At 48.4% G+C, this 15,330-nt stretch carries 12 protein-coding genes; 8 read left to right on the top strand and 4 right to left on the bottom strand.

Features of this window, described 5'->3' with window-relative positions; genetic code table 11:
• The first annotated feature begins 291 nt into the window (after positions 1-291).
• The 4 genes from VNM22_11430 (at position 292) to VNM22_11415 (ending at position 3,673) form a co-directional block, all read left to right on the top strand.
• Positions 292-1,038 (top strand): hypothetical protein, encoded by a 747-nt coding sequence (locus VNM22_11430; protein ID HWP47764.1) that lies wholly within the window; start codon positions 292-294, stop codon positions 1,036-1,038.
• Positions 1,039-1,299: 261 nt separating this feature from the next.
• A complete protein-coding gene (locus VNM22_11425; GenBank protein HWP47763.1) occupies positions 1,300-1,590 on the top strand; it encodes a hypothetical protein in 291 nt (96 codons plus the stop codon).
• 117 nt (positions 1,591-1,707) lie between these two features.
• A complete protein-coding gene (locus VNM22_11420) occupies positions 1,708-2,508 on the top strand; it encodes an inositol monophosphatase family protein (protein HWP47762.1) in 801 nt (266 codons plus the stop codon).
• Between the two features lie 25 nt (positions 2,509-2,533).
• Positions 2,534-3,673, top strand: a complete 1,140-nt coding sequence (locus tag VNM22_11415) for a CoA transferase (protein ID HWP47761.1) — start codon at positions 2,534-2,536, stop codon at positions 3,671-3,673.
• 37 nt (positions 3,674-3,710) lie between these two features.
• On the opposite strand, the gene VNM22_11410 is transcribed toward VNM22_11415, so the two are convergent.
• Entirely contained in the window at positions 3,711-4,316 is a 606-nt protein-coding gene (locus VNM22_11410; protein HWP47760.1) for an alpha-ketoglutarate-dependent dioxygenase AlkB, read from the bottom strand.
• Positions 4,317-4,438: 122 nt separating this feature from the next.
• The gene (locus tag VNM22_11405; GenBank protein ID HWP47759.1) at positions 4,439-4,921 is read right to left on the bottom strand and encodes a single-stranded DNA-binding protein; all 483 of its coding nucleotides are present in this window, start codon (positions 4,919-4,921) and stop codon (positions 4,439-4,441) included.
• Positions 4,922-5,245: 324 nt separating this feature from the next.
• On the opposite strand from VNM22_11405, the gene priA reads away from it, so the two are divergent.
• A complete protein-coding gene (gene priA / locus VNM22_11400) occupies positions 5,246-7,780 on the top strand; it encodes a primosomal protein N' (protein ID HWP47758.1) in 2,535 nt (844 codons plus the stop codon).
• 63 nt (positions 7,781-7,843) lie between these two features.
• Here priA and VNM22_11395 read toward each other — a convergent pair whose 3' ends face one another.
• Entirely contained in the window at positions 7,844-8,977 is a 1,134-nt protein-coding gene (locus VNM22_11395; protein HWP47757.1) for a HupE/UreJ family protein, read from the bottom strand.
• A gap of 120 nt (positions 8,978-9,097) precedes the next feature.
• Entirely contained in the window at positions 9,098-10,354 is a 1,257-nt protein-coding gene (locus VNM22_11390) for an isochorismatase family cysteine hydrolase (protein HWP47756.1), read from the bottom strand.
• A gap of 261 nt (positions 10,355-10,615) precedes the next feature.
• On the opposite strand from VNM22_11390, the gene tkt reads away from it, so the two are divergent.
• From tkt to VNM22_11375, 3 genes are all read left to right on the top strand, one after another.
• Complete coding sequence (gene tkt, locus VNM22_11385) at positions 10,616-12,682, top strand: transketolase (protein HWP47755.1); 2,067 nt, start codon at positions 10,616-10,618, stop codon at positions 12,680-12,682.
• Between the two features lie 507 nt (positions 12,683-13,189).
• Positions 13,190-13,873, top strand: a complete 684-nt coding sequence (locus VNM22_11380) for a response regulator transcription factor (GenBank protein ID HWP47754.1) — start codon at positions 13,190-13,192, stop codon at positions 13,871-13,873.
• Positions 13,870-15,306, top strand: a complete 1,437-nt coding sequence (locus VNM22_11375) for a heavy metal sensor histidine kinase (GenBank protein ID HWP47753.1) — start codon at positions 13,870-13,872, stop codon at positions 15,304-15,306. Before VNM22_11380 ends, VNM22_11375 begins: the two co-directional genes overlap by 4 nt.
• Positions 15,307-15,330: the final 24 nt, after the last annotated feature.

Genomic DNA, 15,330 nt, shown 5'->3' with positions numbered 1-15,330 from the left:
TTTGTTCTTGACAACTCTTATAAAGGGTTGTTAGATAAAGGCATCCGCAAAGGGTCGTTACTAAAACAACCGTAAAACTTTGTCAGGTTGAAAGTAGTTAACCTCGTCGATTTCAGATTACTGCAAGGTGTCAGGCCCTCTCGCTTTTATGGGACCCATAATTCCGACAGTTCGACTCTATTCGCCGGGGTAACCATTTTATACAATGCTTTCACAACGAATCTGATAGGAGAAGGTAAGGAATTGTAAGGCTCCTAACTTATAGACCTATCTGTGTTACAGGAAAAGGATATGGCCGATACGACCAGACAGGAGGAGAAACCATCCTCTCAGTTAGAAGGATCAACCGACAGGCGTAGTTGGCAGAAGGCCCGAAAGTGGTTTATCTCCGTACTCATTATCTTTGTTTTCTCTGCCTTCACAGAAAAGATAGTGGATCTTCTATCGCCTGAATTCCGGGAGAAGCTGCGAAATCTTAATGACTCTTTTGTCAGGGGTGTCGAACAGGTGGATCCCTTTAAATTGTCAAGATTATTTTATAGATGCATCTGGAATGGGCCGCCCAGTGGAGACGTTCAGGAGATATATGATCGGCTTCTACCGTCGAAACTTAAACCCCCCATATTGCCTGGATTTAAGCCACTATCCCGACCGTGGGCAAAAGAGGGGTATATAACAAGGGTCATGGATGCGGGGATCTATACCGGTGAGATTGTCATTGCCGGGGGTATGGTCAGTATAGCAATGGCGATCATTGCTCTTACCTTAGGGGTACTTATGTTGGTAGGCGCCGACATAAAATCACCCCTTGTATATGTACTATTGGCGCCTATTATTGGAGGGTGTTTTCTGTGGGTGCTTCTCCTGATTATGCGCCTTGCAGGGCTTTTGTTCGGTTGGTTGTTGGAAACTGCCCAATTGGCTTCGGCAATCAGTACCACCATACCTTTCTTTAAATTGGTCGTCTTGGCGGTGGTTAAGGAAAGAGAGCATCATATCACCAGTAAGGTGATGGAGCGGATAAAAGGAGAACCTTAAGTTAAGGAAAATGTGTGAAACAGTAAGGACCCGACAACAGAAGATTTAAAAGGGTATCGGTTTTGGAAGGTTTTTAAGGAAAATGTGTGAAACAGTAAGGACCCGACAACTCCCCGGAGGGGGGTGCAGGGAGTAGTACTTTTCTTATTAACTTGCTTGATGCCCTTGGGCGCTCCAATTTAAGTTCGTGCTTGCTTAACTCGGGCATCAGGAAGCCGAATTCATTTTGCTTACCAAAGCTCATGTGAGGAGGTCTTGCCCATGTCATTTTGGTCAACCTATTTGGCCGTTGTTGCAGGTATCGTGATCAGTGTCATCTATCCCATATTGCGGCAGGCCCTACCTAGACCTAGAGCCGGGGTGGCCGGAGTACCGGGATTCTTATCCCGTGCCTGGGATGCCAGCAAGCCCTATATCGTAACCCTTATCTTTGCCTTCGTTACGGCCCCTCTCATTATGGCCTTTCTAAATGATAAACTGGATAGCTGGCCGGCAGCTTTGTTAGCCGGCTTCGCCTGGGAGGCAACCATTGAGAAGGTAAAAGAAGGGTAGGTAGCTTAGGGAGAAGATGGAAGGAGATGCTCCGCTTGAAAAAATTCTGATTAGGAACCTGAGAAATTACTGAATAACCTGTTTATCGAAATCAAAAAGGAGTTTAAAATATAAAGTATGAAAAAGATGGATCCCATCTCCTGGTTATCCTTTCTTGAGGAGATTGCAGATCGTGCGGACGAGATTGCCCTTCGTCTCTTTCGAGCGCAGAATCTCCGTGTTGAGGAAAAAGTTGATCTGAGTCCCGTAACCGAAGCAGATCGTACGATTGAGGAAATAGCCCAGAACCTCTTGCGAAAACATCATCCGGATCTGGGCATCTGGGGCGAAGAATACGGAGAACAGGCCGGATCGGGAAACCTACGCCTGATCATTGACCCCATTGATGGTACCCGGAATTTCGTTCGGGGTATTCCCATATTTGCGACCCTACTTGCTATCGAAGAAGACGGTGAAGTTATTGCCGGTTTGGTGACTGCACCGGCTTTACAGGCACGATGGAGGGCCGCACGAGGTTACGGGGCTTATTGTGGAAAACGCCGACTTTACGTTTCCCAAATCCAGGATCTTCAGAAAGCTCACCTCTTTCACGGAACCCTGGGCGGCTCGGGAGAATCTTTACCTCCAAGGAGTATTTTCACTTTGATGCGCCAGGTGCAGAGGACCCGGGGATTTGGAGACTTTTATCAGCATATGCTTGTGGCAGAAGGTGCCGGTGAAGTGGCCATCGATCCGGCTGTAAAGCCCTGGGATATTGCTCCCCTGCAGGTGATCGTAGAAGAGGCAGGGGGTCAGGCAACAACCTTAGCGGGTCAGCGGTCTATCTACGGTGGAAGTCTGGTCAGCTCCAATGGTCTACTCCATGGAAAGGTTCTCTCAATCCTGGCAGACCCTCATCAACCTCATTTAGAAGAATAGGAAAGGAAGAGGAAAGGTAAAAGAGATGAATCCATCCTTACCACCCCTGTCGGGGATCCGGGTTCTCGATTTTAGTACCTTGCTACCAGGACCTTTAGCTTCTTTAATTCTCGCCGAAGCAGGGGCGGAAGTGATCAAAGTGGAACGTCCCCCCCAGGGGGATGAATTGCGTTCTTATCTACCCAGGTTCGGGAAGGATAGCGTCCATTTTGCCCTCCTGAACCGGGGGAAGCGAAGTATCTCCCTGGATTTAAAGGATCCGGGAGCCCTGGACTCCCTCAAACCTCTCATCCAAACCGCCGATATCCTTTTGGAACAATTTCGACCCGGCGTGATGGATCGGCTTGGATTGGGATATGAAGCGGTAAAAAAGATCAATCCCAAGATTATTTATTGCTCTCTGACCGGATACGGACAGAAAGGTCCTCGGGCCTCTACAGCGGGACATGATCTCAATTACCTGGCAGAAACAGGTCTTTTAAGTCTGGGAGCTACCCCTAACGGAGTTCCTGTGATGCCCCCCACCTTGATCGCAGATATTGGCGGCGGTTCTTATCCCGTGGTGATTAACATCCTGTTGGCCCTCCTCCGACGGAATCGCACCGGAGAAGGATGTTACCTGGATATGGCCATGTCCGATAACCTCTTTACCTTCATGTTCTGGGCTATAGGGAGTGGCTTTGCTGCCCATCAGTGGCCTCAACCCGGGAAGGGGTTGTTCACCGGGGGTTCCCCGAGATATCAGATCTATCCAACCAAAGATGGTCAATTCCTGGCTGCAGCCCCCCTGGAAAATAAGTTCTGGAATAACTTTTGTGAACTGATAGGACTCGCCGAGGAATTTCGAGATGATTCGAAATCCCCAGAAAGAACCCTCACCGAGGTCGCCCAAATCATCCAATCCCGTACCGCCCAGGAGTGGGAACAGATATTCTCCGGTCAGGATGTATGCTGTAATATCGTAACAACCCTTCCAAAAGCTCTGGAATCTGAACATTTCCGTGCACGGGGTCTGTTGGATCGTCAACTATTGAACCATGCCGGAGAGGCTATCCCGGCCCTACCTGTACCCGTTGCTTCTAACTTTCTAAAAAAAGAACCTGCAGCTACCTATCCGGGTCTGGGAGCCGATAACAGCTTAATTCAAGAATCATCACCCCAGTAGGGCAGAACGGCAGTTTTCCGGTATGTTGGAAATTCTTTTACCCTCCCTCCACCTCGTGTAAAACTCTGAAAGTCAAATTAATCCGAGGTCTGGTGATCCCTGCTTTTTTAGGAATCCGATGCTGCCAATAATGTTGGGTTGGACCCTGCATGAGTAAGAAACTTCCGTGTTTTAATTCCAATTCAAACTTTATCCCTCGGGTTTTATGCCGGAGCTGAAAAACTCTGGTTGCTCCAAAACTTACAGAGCCGATGATGGGGTTCTTCCCCAAGATGGATTCGTCGTCGCTGTGCCAGCCTACTCCGTCTCTTCCGTCCCTATAAAGGTTCACCAGGACATTGGTAAAATGAACTCCGGCAAGTTCATCGATACGGCTTTTGATGAAAAGAAGGTCAGGAGTCCAATCCAGGGGAATCAACGTCATACCCGAATACTTGTAGATTTTACTCTCGCCGGTTTCTCCGTACCAGGCCTGTAATCGTGGAATCAGAGCCTTCTTCCCGAAGAAAGTTCCTTCTCCTTGTTGCCAGTCTATGTGCTTCAGCAAGGAGTCAAAGAGTCGATCACTCTCTTCCTTTGAAAAGAGAGCTTCGTAATAATGTAACTCGGCTTCGGGTAAGAGGATCGTTTGACTCGGTGCCACACTCTCTTTCAAGAAAGAATAAAGAAGTCAGAATAGGGTCAGGAACTCCTCCCAATGGGGATAGCCCAGTCAAGGCCGGGTAGCTTCCCTGTTCATTCTGACTTCTGGATTCTGACTTTCGGTCAGAAGGGAATATCTTCTTCGGTCCCTCCCACCGGAGGTACTTCAGATCCCGATGATATCCCCGTATTGTATACATCTGCAGGATGCGGAGGTTCTTCAACCCGAGGTGAGTAGCTATCCCCTCGACCCCCCAGCATGATCATGTCCCGGACGATGATTTCCGTGGTCCACCGCTTAATACCATCTTTGTCCTCCCATTCCCGGGTTTGTAAACGACCCTCGATATAAACCCGACTTCCTTTGGATAAATACTCCCCGGCAATTTCGGCGTGCCGATCCCAGGCTATAACCCGATGCCACTCGGTACGCTCCTGCCATTGACTGGTCTCTTTGTCCTGCCAGGACTCGTTGGTCGCCACGGCCAGGGTTGCAACAGCCGTACCGTTCGGGGTATATCGCAACTCCGGGTCCCGTCCCAGTCGACCAATAATTAAGACCTTATTTAAACTTTTTTCAGGTCGTCTTTCACGTTGCTCCATCATAAATGCCCTCCATGTTATAGGGTAGTTGACATAGAATAAGCTTTCCCAGCATACAAACAACTCCCCTAACCCGTCAAGTAGAATCTGATAGGGTTCAAAGAACTTTACCTTGTAAAGAATTTCTAAGCCTTCTTATTCAAAAGCTTACAGGGAATCGGAAAACTTGTCAAGGGAAAAGGAGAATATTAAGCGAAAAAACATTGGAAGATTTTTATTGATTTTTTCCCTGAACTCGTCTATTATTCTCTACCACAATTCCTAAGATAGAATACTTTCTCAAAAAATTTTCTTGACCTCTATTCGCCTTTTATTTACCCTTTACACATGATACCTTATGCCCAAATAGCTATTCCCTTACCGGTTTATCAAACCTTTACCTATAAAATTCCGGAGAGTCTTCAGGAAGAAATTGCCATCGGTAAAAGGGTTCTGGTCCCTTTTGGAAATCGACAGATTACCGGATACCTGGTCAATCTGATTCCTTCTTTAGATCCTAATCTCATAGATCTGGCCGGTTTGAAGGAAATTACCGATGTTTTGGATACGGAACCCATTTTGAATGGGAATCTTTTGAAATTAACAGAATGGATGGCCGATTATTATCTCTGCTCCTGGGGAGAGGCTATTAAGGCAACCCTCCCTGCCGGATTGGAAAGCTTAGAGGTCTCCATGGTCAGACTTAACCTTTCAGGAGAACCACCCCATCAGTCCCCATCTTTAACTCAGGAAGGGATAACCCCTGCACAACGTAAACTCCTGGAATTCCTTCAAAGGGAAGAAGAGGTTCCTTTACCCAGGCTAAAGAAAAAACTGGGCAAAAAAGGCCTCTACTCTACTCTCCATGCCCTGGAAAAGCGCGGGCTTATTGAGATAGAGCGTGTTATCCAAACCAAAATTAAACCTAAAGTTGCCAAATATGTACGACTTCTTCAAGAGCCATCCCAGATAGCAGAATCCGTGAATGCTTTAAAGACCCGGGCTCCTCATCAAGCCGCAGTACTGACCTTTTTAATGAAAATATACCCCCAGGATATTGCTTTAACCGAGTTAGGAGATAAACTGGGATTCGAGCCCTACCAGGTCGTGAGGTCTTTAGAGAAAACCGGTTGGGTTGCTGCCTATTCTAAGGAGGTCTACCGGAATCCCTTTGAACATATTTCCTATCAGAAAACACAACCCCTTTCCCTGGTAGAACCCCAGGTTAAAGCTCTAGAGAGGATCAAATCGGAAATTGATTCCGGAAAGTTTTCGACTATTTTATTGCATGGGGTTACCGGCAGTGGCAAAACGGAAGTTTATTTGCAGGCTATCGAGTATCTGCTCACTAAAAATCTGTCCCTGAGTTCCGGAGCCCAAAAAGAAAAACAAGATTCTCAGGAGGGGTTCTCCAGGAAGCAGGCTATCTTTCTGGTTCCAGAAATCTCTTTGACTCCGCTTTTAGTCAATCGTTTTTTATCCCGTTTTGGGGATCGTATCGCGATTCTACATAGTCGCCTCTCTGCAGGAGAGCGGGTTGATCAATGGCAAAGAATCCGAAAAGGGGAGATCGATATTGTCCTGGGAGCTCGATCGGCCATTTTTGCGCCGGTCCCCAAACTCGGGTTGGTGATTGTGGACGAGGAGCATGATCCTTCTTACAAACAGGACTCTGTTCCGCGTTATAATGGACGAGATGTGGCTATCATGCGGGCCAAGATCGAAAATGCTCCCGCCATCCTGGGAAGTGCCACTCCTTCCCTGGAAAGTTTCTATAATGCCCAACAAGGTAAATACAAAATCATCAGCCTGACCGAACGGATCGATCGGCGAGAACTTCCACGGGTTTATATTCTGGATATGAGAAAAACCCCTCAGGAATCTAGCCGGATCTTTTCCTTTGAGCTGGAGCAGGCGATTGAATCCCGTTTAAAACGAAAGGAACAAACTCTGCTCTTCTTGAACCGACGGGGATTTGCTACCTTCTTCCTGTGTCGAGAATGTGGATTTGTCTATTATTGCCCCCGTTGTAGTGTTACGTTAACTTACCACATTCCCATCGAGCGGTTACTCTGCCACTACTGCAATTTCTCCAAGGTAGCTCCCAGAGTATGTCCGGCATGTTCCGGCTCAGAAGTAGGCTACTATGGGGTAGGAACCCAGAAGGTGGAAAAGGAGGTTCGACTCCTCTTTCCCCAGGCGCGGGTGGCTCGCATGGATCGAGATACCATGACCCAAAAGGAATCCCATCGCGATGTTTTAACCCGGTTTGAGAATCGGGAGATCGATATCCTCATCGGAACCCAAATGATTGCCAAAGGCCATGACTTCCCTTATGTGACACTGGTCGGCATTATTTCGGCTGAAACGATGCTGCATCTCCCTGATTTTCGGGCCAGTGAGCGAACTTTTCAATTATTAACCCAGGTGGCCGGTCGTGCAGGACGTGGATCCCTTCCCGGAGAGGTTCTAATTCAAACCTTTACCCCTTCTCATTACGCCATTCTCACCGCACAAACCCATGACTATCTCAAGTTTTATGAAAAAGAGATCCACTTCCGTCAACAATTGAGATATCCCCCCTTCTCCCGGGTCGTCAATATCATCCTCCAGGGGACAGATAAAGATTTTACCGAAATCCTGGCTAAAAAACTGGCCGGACACCTCCGAATTCAAAAGCCCGAAGAGGTCATCCTCCTGGGTCCTACGGCGGCAGCTCTGGCTAAATTAAAGGGAAGATATCGATATCAGATTTTGCTAAAAAGTCCCAGCTCGGGAACCTTACGGACTTTTGTGGGTGAAGGGATCGAAACCTTTCGTAAGGTGGAATCGATTAAAGATGTACGTATAACCGTTGATGTGGACCCGGTAAATTTAATGTAAAGTCCGTGAGGAGAAGCTAAAAGTGAAAATCCCCCATCGACAAAGCCGGAAAGGTCTTCTACTCTATAACAAAATCCCTCTAAAAAACTGAAGTAACGCGATTCCAAGAATTCCCATGGAAAGAACCCGGATAGTCTTATATCCCATCTTCCACCGGTTCAAGTAAGAAACAGCAGGAACTAAAAAGAGGAGAATGATAATCTGTCCTGTTTCGGTTCCGATATAAAAAGCAAACAAAGAAACAAACCGATCCGATGAAGACCGATCCAAAGCTGCGAAAGCTTGGGCAGAATAAAATCCATATACAGAACCAAAGATCCCCGCCGGAATCCATCGATGGAGAGCAGGCTTTATAGATAAATTTTCAAGGGCCATATAGGCCACCCCGAAGTAGAGGAGAGAGTTTATAAATTTGGGAGTTAGATGTAAAAACAGAAGATTTTCCAGAAAGAAGGCCAGCGTGTAGGACAGGGTAAAAGCGAGGAGGGTTTTAAAAGCCTCTTTTAAGACTCCAACCGGCAGAAACAAGATCAGAAGAAATAAAAGGATATTCCCTCCGGTTAATATGCTTTGGATTCCTGACCCGATCTTCTCTTTAATACGAGTAAACCGATTTTCTTGAGGGATCTCCCCCAACATCCCTCCTTCTTCCCAGTTGTAATATTTGTCCGGTGTAAAAAGGAATTGGCGGGTCTCCCCCCTGAAAGTCATTTTGGCCAGATTCTGATGATAGAGTTCGGGGACATCTTCCAGAATTTTACAGGACATGGTGAAGTTATCGATGGGTTTTTTGCAGGTAAAGACCATATCGATCTGGATAAAAATAGGATCCTCTTCCAGTGGATGGAGGTGCTGAAGGGTCAAATTACAAGCCGATCTGCGATTCAGGATTTTAATCTTCTCTCTCAGGTAGGCAGCGGCCTTATCCAGGTTTTCATTAAGTTTGTCGGGTTCCACCTGAATTGCCGTCAAAAACTGCGTTGCAGGGACTTTTAATCGGTAGAACACCTTATCCTGTTCAATGGTCAGATAGGAATAACTGGTACTGTAAGTGTGGGCGATTACGGGAAGAGCAAGGCTGAGCAGTAGAAAAAGAAAGAATGGGAGGGTAGTGTGAGGGTGTGGAGGTGTGGGGGTGTGGGAGTATGGGGGTGTGGGAGTGTGGAGGTGTGGGGGTTTGAAAAGTAAAGTATTCATACTTCCATACTCCCATACTTACTCCCACACCCCCATACTCCCTCCCATACCCCCATACTCCCTCCCATACTCCCATACTCCCTCCCATACTCCCATACTCCCACACGCCTCCCTCTAAGATTACTGGAACTGAATATTTCCCGAATCAACTATGGTCCCGTTATACAGAAAGGACATCTGCCGTAGGGACAGATCCATATCGAAGGGGGTCAAGGCCGAGATTCCGTCTCGGACTACAACGAGGTTATAGCCGTGTAGTCTAGCCTTTCCGGCAGTATGCAAGACACAGATGTTAGAAACTGTACCGGTAATTACGACATTTTGAATCCCGTTTTGTCGGAGGAGCAGATCCATATCGGTACCGTAGAAGGCATCGTAGGTTCGTTTTTTAACAAAATAGTCTTTATCGGAGGGCTCAAAATCTGCGATCACTTGAGCGCCTTCGGTTCCCTGGATGGTATGAGGAGGCCAGATTTTGAATTCAGGATCATCCTTTCGGTGCCAGTCCTGGGTAAAAACAACCAGGGTACCTGACGATCTTGCTTTCTTCAAGAGATTCTTTATAGGTTCAATGGTTTCTTTGGTTGCAGGTACGTAGAGGGCCCCTCCTTCCCGGGCGAAATCGTTCTGCATGTCTACCACGATGACGGCTGTTTTGTCTTTTGGGAGTTCTACATTGGAGGCCACTTTTAACTCAGGAGGTTTGGCATTGAATTCGACTTTGATCTCCTGGGGATCTGGATCAAAAGCATGGTCTGCCGTGGTAATTTTACCCTTATAGAGAAAGGAGACTTCCCGGAGGGTTGCTTGCTGATCAAAATCGGTAAGGGGAGCAATGGCATCGTGGGGCAGGACGACCTCGTAGCCTCGCAAAGCTGCATCCCCGGCTGTGTTCAAAACACAAATATTCGATACGGTTCCGGTTATCACAATCCGTTTAACTCCCAACTGGCGCAGGAGCATGTCCAGATCCGTTTCAAAGAAGGCATTATAGGTCCGTTTCTTAACCGTATAATCCTTATCGGTAGGTGCAAGGTCTGCGATAACTTCTGCTCCCGGGGTTCCTTGAATGGTATGGGGTGGCCAGATCTTAAACTCTACATCGTCCGGGCGATGCCAGTCTTGGGTGTAAATAATGGGAATCCCCTTCTCACGGGCCTTAGCAATTAATTGTTTCAGTTTGGGTTTGATTTGCTCTGTAGAGGGTACATATAAAGCCCCGCCTTCCTTTGCAAAGTCATTCTGCATATCCACAATGATCAGGGCCGTTTTCTTTTGGGCCTCTTGGGTAAGGACCCAGGAACTCATTATCCCTATTGCCAGGACGACGAGTAAAAACCGGCGTATAAACTTAAAGCTTTTAATCGTTTGAATCATGCAAGTTCCTCCTCTATCCATGGGGTTGTTACTTGGGGTTGTTTACTTATAACCCCTGGTGACCTGTTTTAATTGTAGATTTGGGAGTTCGAGATGTCAAATGAAAATTAATGGGGTCAGGATCTTGCATATCACCCGGTTTTTGAGTATCATTTAAGTACTCGGTAAAATATGAATTGAATAAATTGAAAGCAATAAGGATAAATAAGCGATGGACGATGAACGATTCCTCTTTCCTTCATCTCTGATCGTTTAAGGATCATGACGAACCCTGCTTCAACCTCAACATCTATCCAGACTACAGACCTGTCACGGCTACGTCGATTAACCGCCAATGCTATTCGGGTATTGGCTATGGATAGTGTTCAAAAGGCAAATTCTGGACATCCCGGTATGCCTATGGGTATGGCTGATGCCGCTGTTGTCCTTTGGACCCAGTTCCTCTCCCATAATCCCAAAGATCCTTCCTGGCCCAATCGTGACCGTTTTGTTCTTTCTGCAGGCCATGGTTCCATGCTCCTTTACAGTCTCCTTCATCTCACCGGTTATGATCTTCCCCTCCAGCAGCTCCAGGCCTTTCGTCAATGGGGGAGTCAGACTCCGGGTCATCCCGAACATGGCCTCACGCCCGGGGTTGAAGCCACAACCGGTCCCCTTGGACAGGGGATTACCAATGCCGTGGGAATGGCCATCGCAGAACGTTGGCTTGCCAACCGGTTCAATCGGCCCGGTTTTAATATTGTGGATCACTATACCTATGTCATTGCCAGTGACGGGGATATGATGGAAGGGATTTCCCATGAGGCCGGATCTTTAGCCGGGCACCTGGGTTTAGGGAAGTTGATCGTACTATACGACGATAACGGTATCAGTATCGATGGACCCACCTGGCTGGCTTTTAGTGAAGATGTGCTGGCCCGATTTGCCGCTTATGGCTGGCATACGCAACAGGTGGACGGACATGATCCGGCTGCGGTGGAGATGGCCCTGTATGCAGCTCAAGCCGAGAAGAAACGTCCATCCTTAATTGCCTGTAAGACCCACATCGGCTTTGGAAGTCCCCACAAACAGGATACCAATAAAGCCCATGGAGAACCGTTGGGTGCAGAGGAAGTCCGTTTGGCCAAGCAACGTTTGGGCTGGCCCCTGGACCCTCCATTCTATGTCCCTCCAGAAGTTTACGAATTCATGCGGGAAACAGGTGCTGCCGGGGCAGCCAAACAAGCCCAGTGGAAAGCTCTGTTTACTCGGTATGCAGAGACTTATCCGGATTTGGCGGCGGCTTTTCAAAGTTTCATGAGTAGGGAACTACCTGCCGATTGGGACCGGGACCTGCCGACTTTTCCCCTGGATAAACCCCTTGCGACCCGGGCCGCTTCGGGGGCTGTCCTTAATGCCATTGCGCCCAGAATTCCAAACTTGTTGGGGGGTTCGGCAGATTTAACCCCTTCCAATAACACCTTACCCAAAGGAGAGAAGTTTTTAACCCGAGACGATTTCTCAGGGCGGTATATTCACTTTGGAGTAAGAGAGCATGGAATGGGAGGAATTCTCAATGGACTGGCTTTACACGGAGGGATTCGACCCTATGGCGGAACTTTTCTGATCTTCTCGGATTATATGCGACCGGCGATTCGGTTGGCAGCCATGACAAAATTACCGGTGATATTTGTTTTTACCCATGACAGTGTGGGATTGGGAGAAGATGGACCGACCCACCAGCCTATTGAACATTTGACGAGTTTGCGGGCAATTCCAAACCTGGTGGTATTTCGACCGGCAGATGCGACCGAAACGGTGGAAGCCTGGCGAGTAGCCCTCACCCGTCAACAGGGGCCGACCGCTCTGATTTTAACTCGACAGGGTATCCCGGTATTGGATCGAAGTCGGTATGCCCCGGCCTCGGAAGCCAAAAAGGGGGGATATATTCTGGCCGATGCAGAAAATATAGATGTCATCTTAATAGGAACAGGGTCTGAAGTGCATTTAGCACTGGAAGCCAGGGAGTTACTGGCCGAACAAGGAATACAGGCTCGGGTAGTATCCATGCCGAGTTGGGAGTTGTTTGAAGCCCAACCGGTAGAATATCAACAGACCGTATTACCTCCCCAGATTCAGGCTCGGGTAGCCGTGGAAGCAGGGGCTACCCTGGCATGGAGCCGATATGTGGGATTAAAAGGAGAGGTCATAGGGTTGGATCGCTTTGGGGCTTCGGCACCTTATCCCATAATTTATGAACGGCTAGGATTAACAGCTAAAAATGTCGCCGAGGCCGCCCGGCGGGTTCTGTTTAAGATCAGATCAAATGAAGAGAGGGAAAGTGTATGAATTGGAGCGAAAGTACAAGAGTTGTGGCTGTGGTAGCTGAACATGAGTATCTACGTTAGGCCGAAGCAAACAAATTCCGATAGTAGGAAAATTCCTACCCTTTTCTATTATCCACACTCAGCTTCGGATATTACCTCATTTTATTTCTTATAGGATTTCCTTGACCTGTTATAGTTGAACGGAGGGTGAAGTATTTTCATACCGCTCTAAGTTCTCCCTTAAATCCTTACACGAATGTCAGAAAAACTTCAGTAGGAAAACCTGACAGCCTACCTTACCTTATTCTTAAATTCTTAAGGTAATTACCTCGACAAAGCTAAATTACCCAAAAAGCCCCAGCGGGGCGACCTGTTTGTAGCCATAGGGTTACCCCCGAGGTCTTTTAGGCCCATAGGAGCGACCTGTGGATAAAAACGATGCCAGAATTTCACAGGTCACCCCTACCGGGCTTAGTATCAGGTAGGATCGTTGCTACAAACAGATTGCTCCTACGGAAGAGTAAAATCTATGCGTATCCTTGTTGTCGAGGACGAAACTAAAGTAGCCCGAGCCTTGAAAGAAGGACTTGAGGCCGAGCACTACGAAGTCGTCATCGCAAAAACTGGGGAAGAGGGGTTTTTTTATGTCCATGCAGAGGTTTTTGATCTGGTAGTGCTGGATCTGATGCTTCCAGGCCGAGACGGGATCGAAGTGCTTACTACATTGAGAAGACGAGGGCTTCAGACGCCGGTTCTGATTCTAACCGCAAAGGATGCTATCGAAGATCGGGTACTCGGTCTTGACAGCGGGGCTGATGACTACCTGATAAAGCCCTTTGCATTTCCCGAGCTCCTTGCCCGCATTCGGGCGCTTTTACGTAGAGGTCGGCCAGACCAGGTGCTTCGCCTTAAGGCAGGGGACTTAGAGATGGACCTGGTAACGCGAAAAGTCACTCGTGGTCGTCAGGTCTTGAATTTGACTGCGCGGGAATTTGAACTCCTCGAGTACCTGCTCCGCCACCAGAACCAACTGGTGTCTCGGGAAATGCTCACCCGAGATGTGTGGAAGGAGCCATCCCGAGCCACGCCCCTGGATAATGTCATCGATGTTCATATTGCGCGCTTGAGGAAGAAAGTGGATCAGGACTTTGCAACCAAACTCATCCACACCGTGCGAGGGGTTGGCTTTATCCTGCGGGAGGGCGAACCATGAAGAGGTACTGGTATCTTCACAGTATTCGAGGGCGGCTTACACTGTGGTATACGCTGGCGCTCACCGTCCTACTTGTCTTTTATGCAGGAGGGGTATTTCTATTTCTGCGATACAATCTCTTTGCTGAACTGGATCGTCAGCTTCGCGAAGACTTTGAAGTTGCCGAGCAGATGCTGGAACGGACGGGAGAAGGAGGAGTACGTTGGCATACCGATTCCCACCATGAAGAAAACGAATATCCTGATAATAATCAATGGTTTGAAGTTTGGAGCCCGGAAGGTAAGCTTCTTTACCGTAGTCCTTCCTCCAGGGAAGAAGAACCAGGACCTATATCCGCTTTCGAGCTGCAAGGTCACTTTGTAGTCAGATCCATTAAATTACCCCAGAATCTCCATGTTCGGTTTTTAAGCGGTTCCTACCTCCTCAACGGGCTTCCTGTGGTAATTCGGGTAGCAAGGTCTGAAGAACCGCTTCGCCAGGAGCTGAAGAAATTCCTATTGGTACTGGTTTTGGGTCTTCCCTTAGCAATCGGAACCGCGGGATTAGGGGGCTACACCCTGGCACGCCATGCCTTGGAGCCGGTGAGTCGAATGACCGAGCAAGCAAGAAAGATCACAGCAGAAAGGCTCAGAGAGCGACTCCCGGTTGAAAATCCTGAGGACGAGCTGGGACATCTGGCCAGGGTCTTTAATGAGACCTTTGCCCGTTTGGAGCGATCTTTCGAGCAGATGCGTCGCTTCACGGCGGATGCGTCCCATGAGCTTCGAACCCCCCTTACGGCCATTCGGAGTGTTGGCGAAGTAGGCTTGCGTGAGCCCCGGGATGCGAAGGCCTATCGTGAGGTGATCGGGAGCATGTTGGAGGAAGTGGATCGCCTGAACCGGTTGGTGGATAACCTCTTGATGCTCTCCCGAGCCGATGCCGGACACGTGAAACTAACTCCTGAGCGGGTAGATCTGGTAGAGTTAGCCCGGGAGGTAGTAAACCAGTTGGGAGTACTTGCCGAGGAAAAGCAACAATCTATCTCCATCGAAGCCACAGGACCCGTTTATATATGGGGGGATCGCATGGTACTCCGTCAGGCTATTATTAACTTAGTCGATAATGCTATCAAGTATAGCCCGGAGGGTACCTGCATCCGAATTGTAGTTCAGAAGCGCCTGGAAGGTTCTGTTCTGGAGGTGATCGATAGGGGTCCCGGGATTGCCCCTGAACACCGTGAGCGCATCTTTGATCGGTTTTACCGGATAGATAAAGCCCGCTCACGGGAGCTGGGAGGAACCGGTCTCGGACTCTCTATTGCTCGATGGGCTATTGAAGCACATAGCGGTCGCATCGAGTTAGAGAGTGAGGAGGGCAGAGGGAGCACCTTCCGGATCGTGCTCCCGGACTTGGAGAATAACCAGAGTTCCCAGCCGTTACCCGTTGATTAAATTCGGGTACATTCCCGGCGCACA

The organism is Candidatus Limnocylindrales bacterium, from assembly GCA_035559535.1.
Lineage (GTDB): Bacteria > Moduliflexota > Moduliflexia > Moduliflexales > JAUQPW01 > JAUQPW01.
Note: the sequence above shows the minus strand (reverse complement) of the source record. Positions and strands in the feature narration are given on the sequence as shown.

What these genes read in the sequence shown, in the direction of transcription:
- VNM22_11415 (HWP47761.1), top strand. Translation starts at nt 2,534, where the DNA reads ATGAATCCATCCTTACCACCCCTGTCGGGGATCCGGGTTCTCGATTTT.
- tkt (HWP47755.1), top strand. Translation starts at nt 10,616, where the DNA reads ATGACGAACCCTGCTTCAACCTCAACATCTATCCAGACTACAGACCTG.
- VNM22_11425 (HWP47763.1), top strand. Translation starts at nt 1,300, where the DNA reads ATGTCATTTTGGTCAACCTATTTGGCCGTTGTTGCAGGTATCGTGATC.
- VNM22_11430 (HWP47764.1), top strand. Translation starts at nt 292, where the DNA reads ATGGCCGATACGACCAGACAGGAGGAGAAACCATCCTCTCAGTTAGAA.
- priA (HWP47758.1), top strand. Translation starts at nt 5,246, where the DNA reads ATGATACCTTATGCCCAAATAGCTATTCCCTTACCGGTTTATCAAACC.
- VNM22_11375 (HWP47753.1), top strand. Translation starts at nt 13,870, where the DNA reads ATGAAGAGGTACTGGTATCTTCACAGTATTCGAGGGCGGCTTACACTG.
- VNM22_11420 (HWP47762.1), top strand. Translation starts at nt 1,708, where the DNA reads ATGAAAAAGATGGATCCCATCTCCTGGTTATCCTTTCTTGAGGAGATT.
- VNM22_11390 (HWP47756.1), bottom strand. Translation starts at nt 10,354, where the DNA reads ATGATTCAAACGATTAAAAGCTTTAAGTTTATACGCCGGTTTTTACTC.
- VNM22_11395 (HWP47757.1), bottom strand. Translation starts at nt 8,977, where the DNA reads ATGAATACTTTACTTTTCAAACCCCCACACCTCCACACTCCCACACCC.
- VNM22_11380 (HWP47754.1), top strand. Translation starts at nt 13,190, where the DNA reads ATGCGTATCCTTGTTGTCGAGGACGAAACTAAAGTAGCCCGAGCCTTG.
- VNM22_11405 (HWP47759.1), bottom strand. Translation starts at nt 4,921, where the DNA reads ATGATGGAGCAACGTGAAAGACGACCTGAAAAAAGTTTAAATAAGGTC.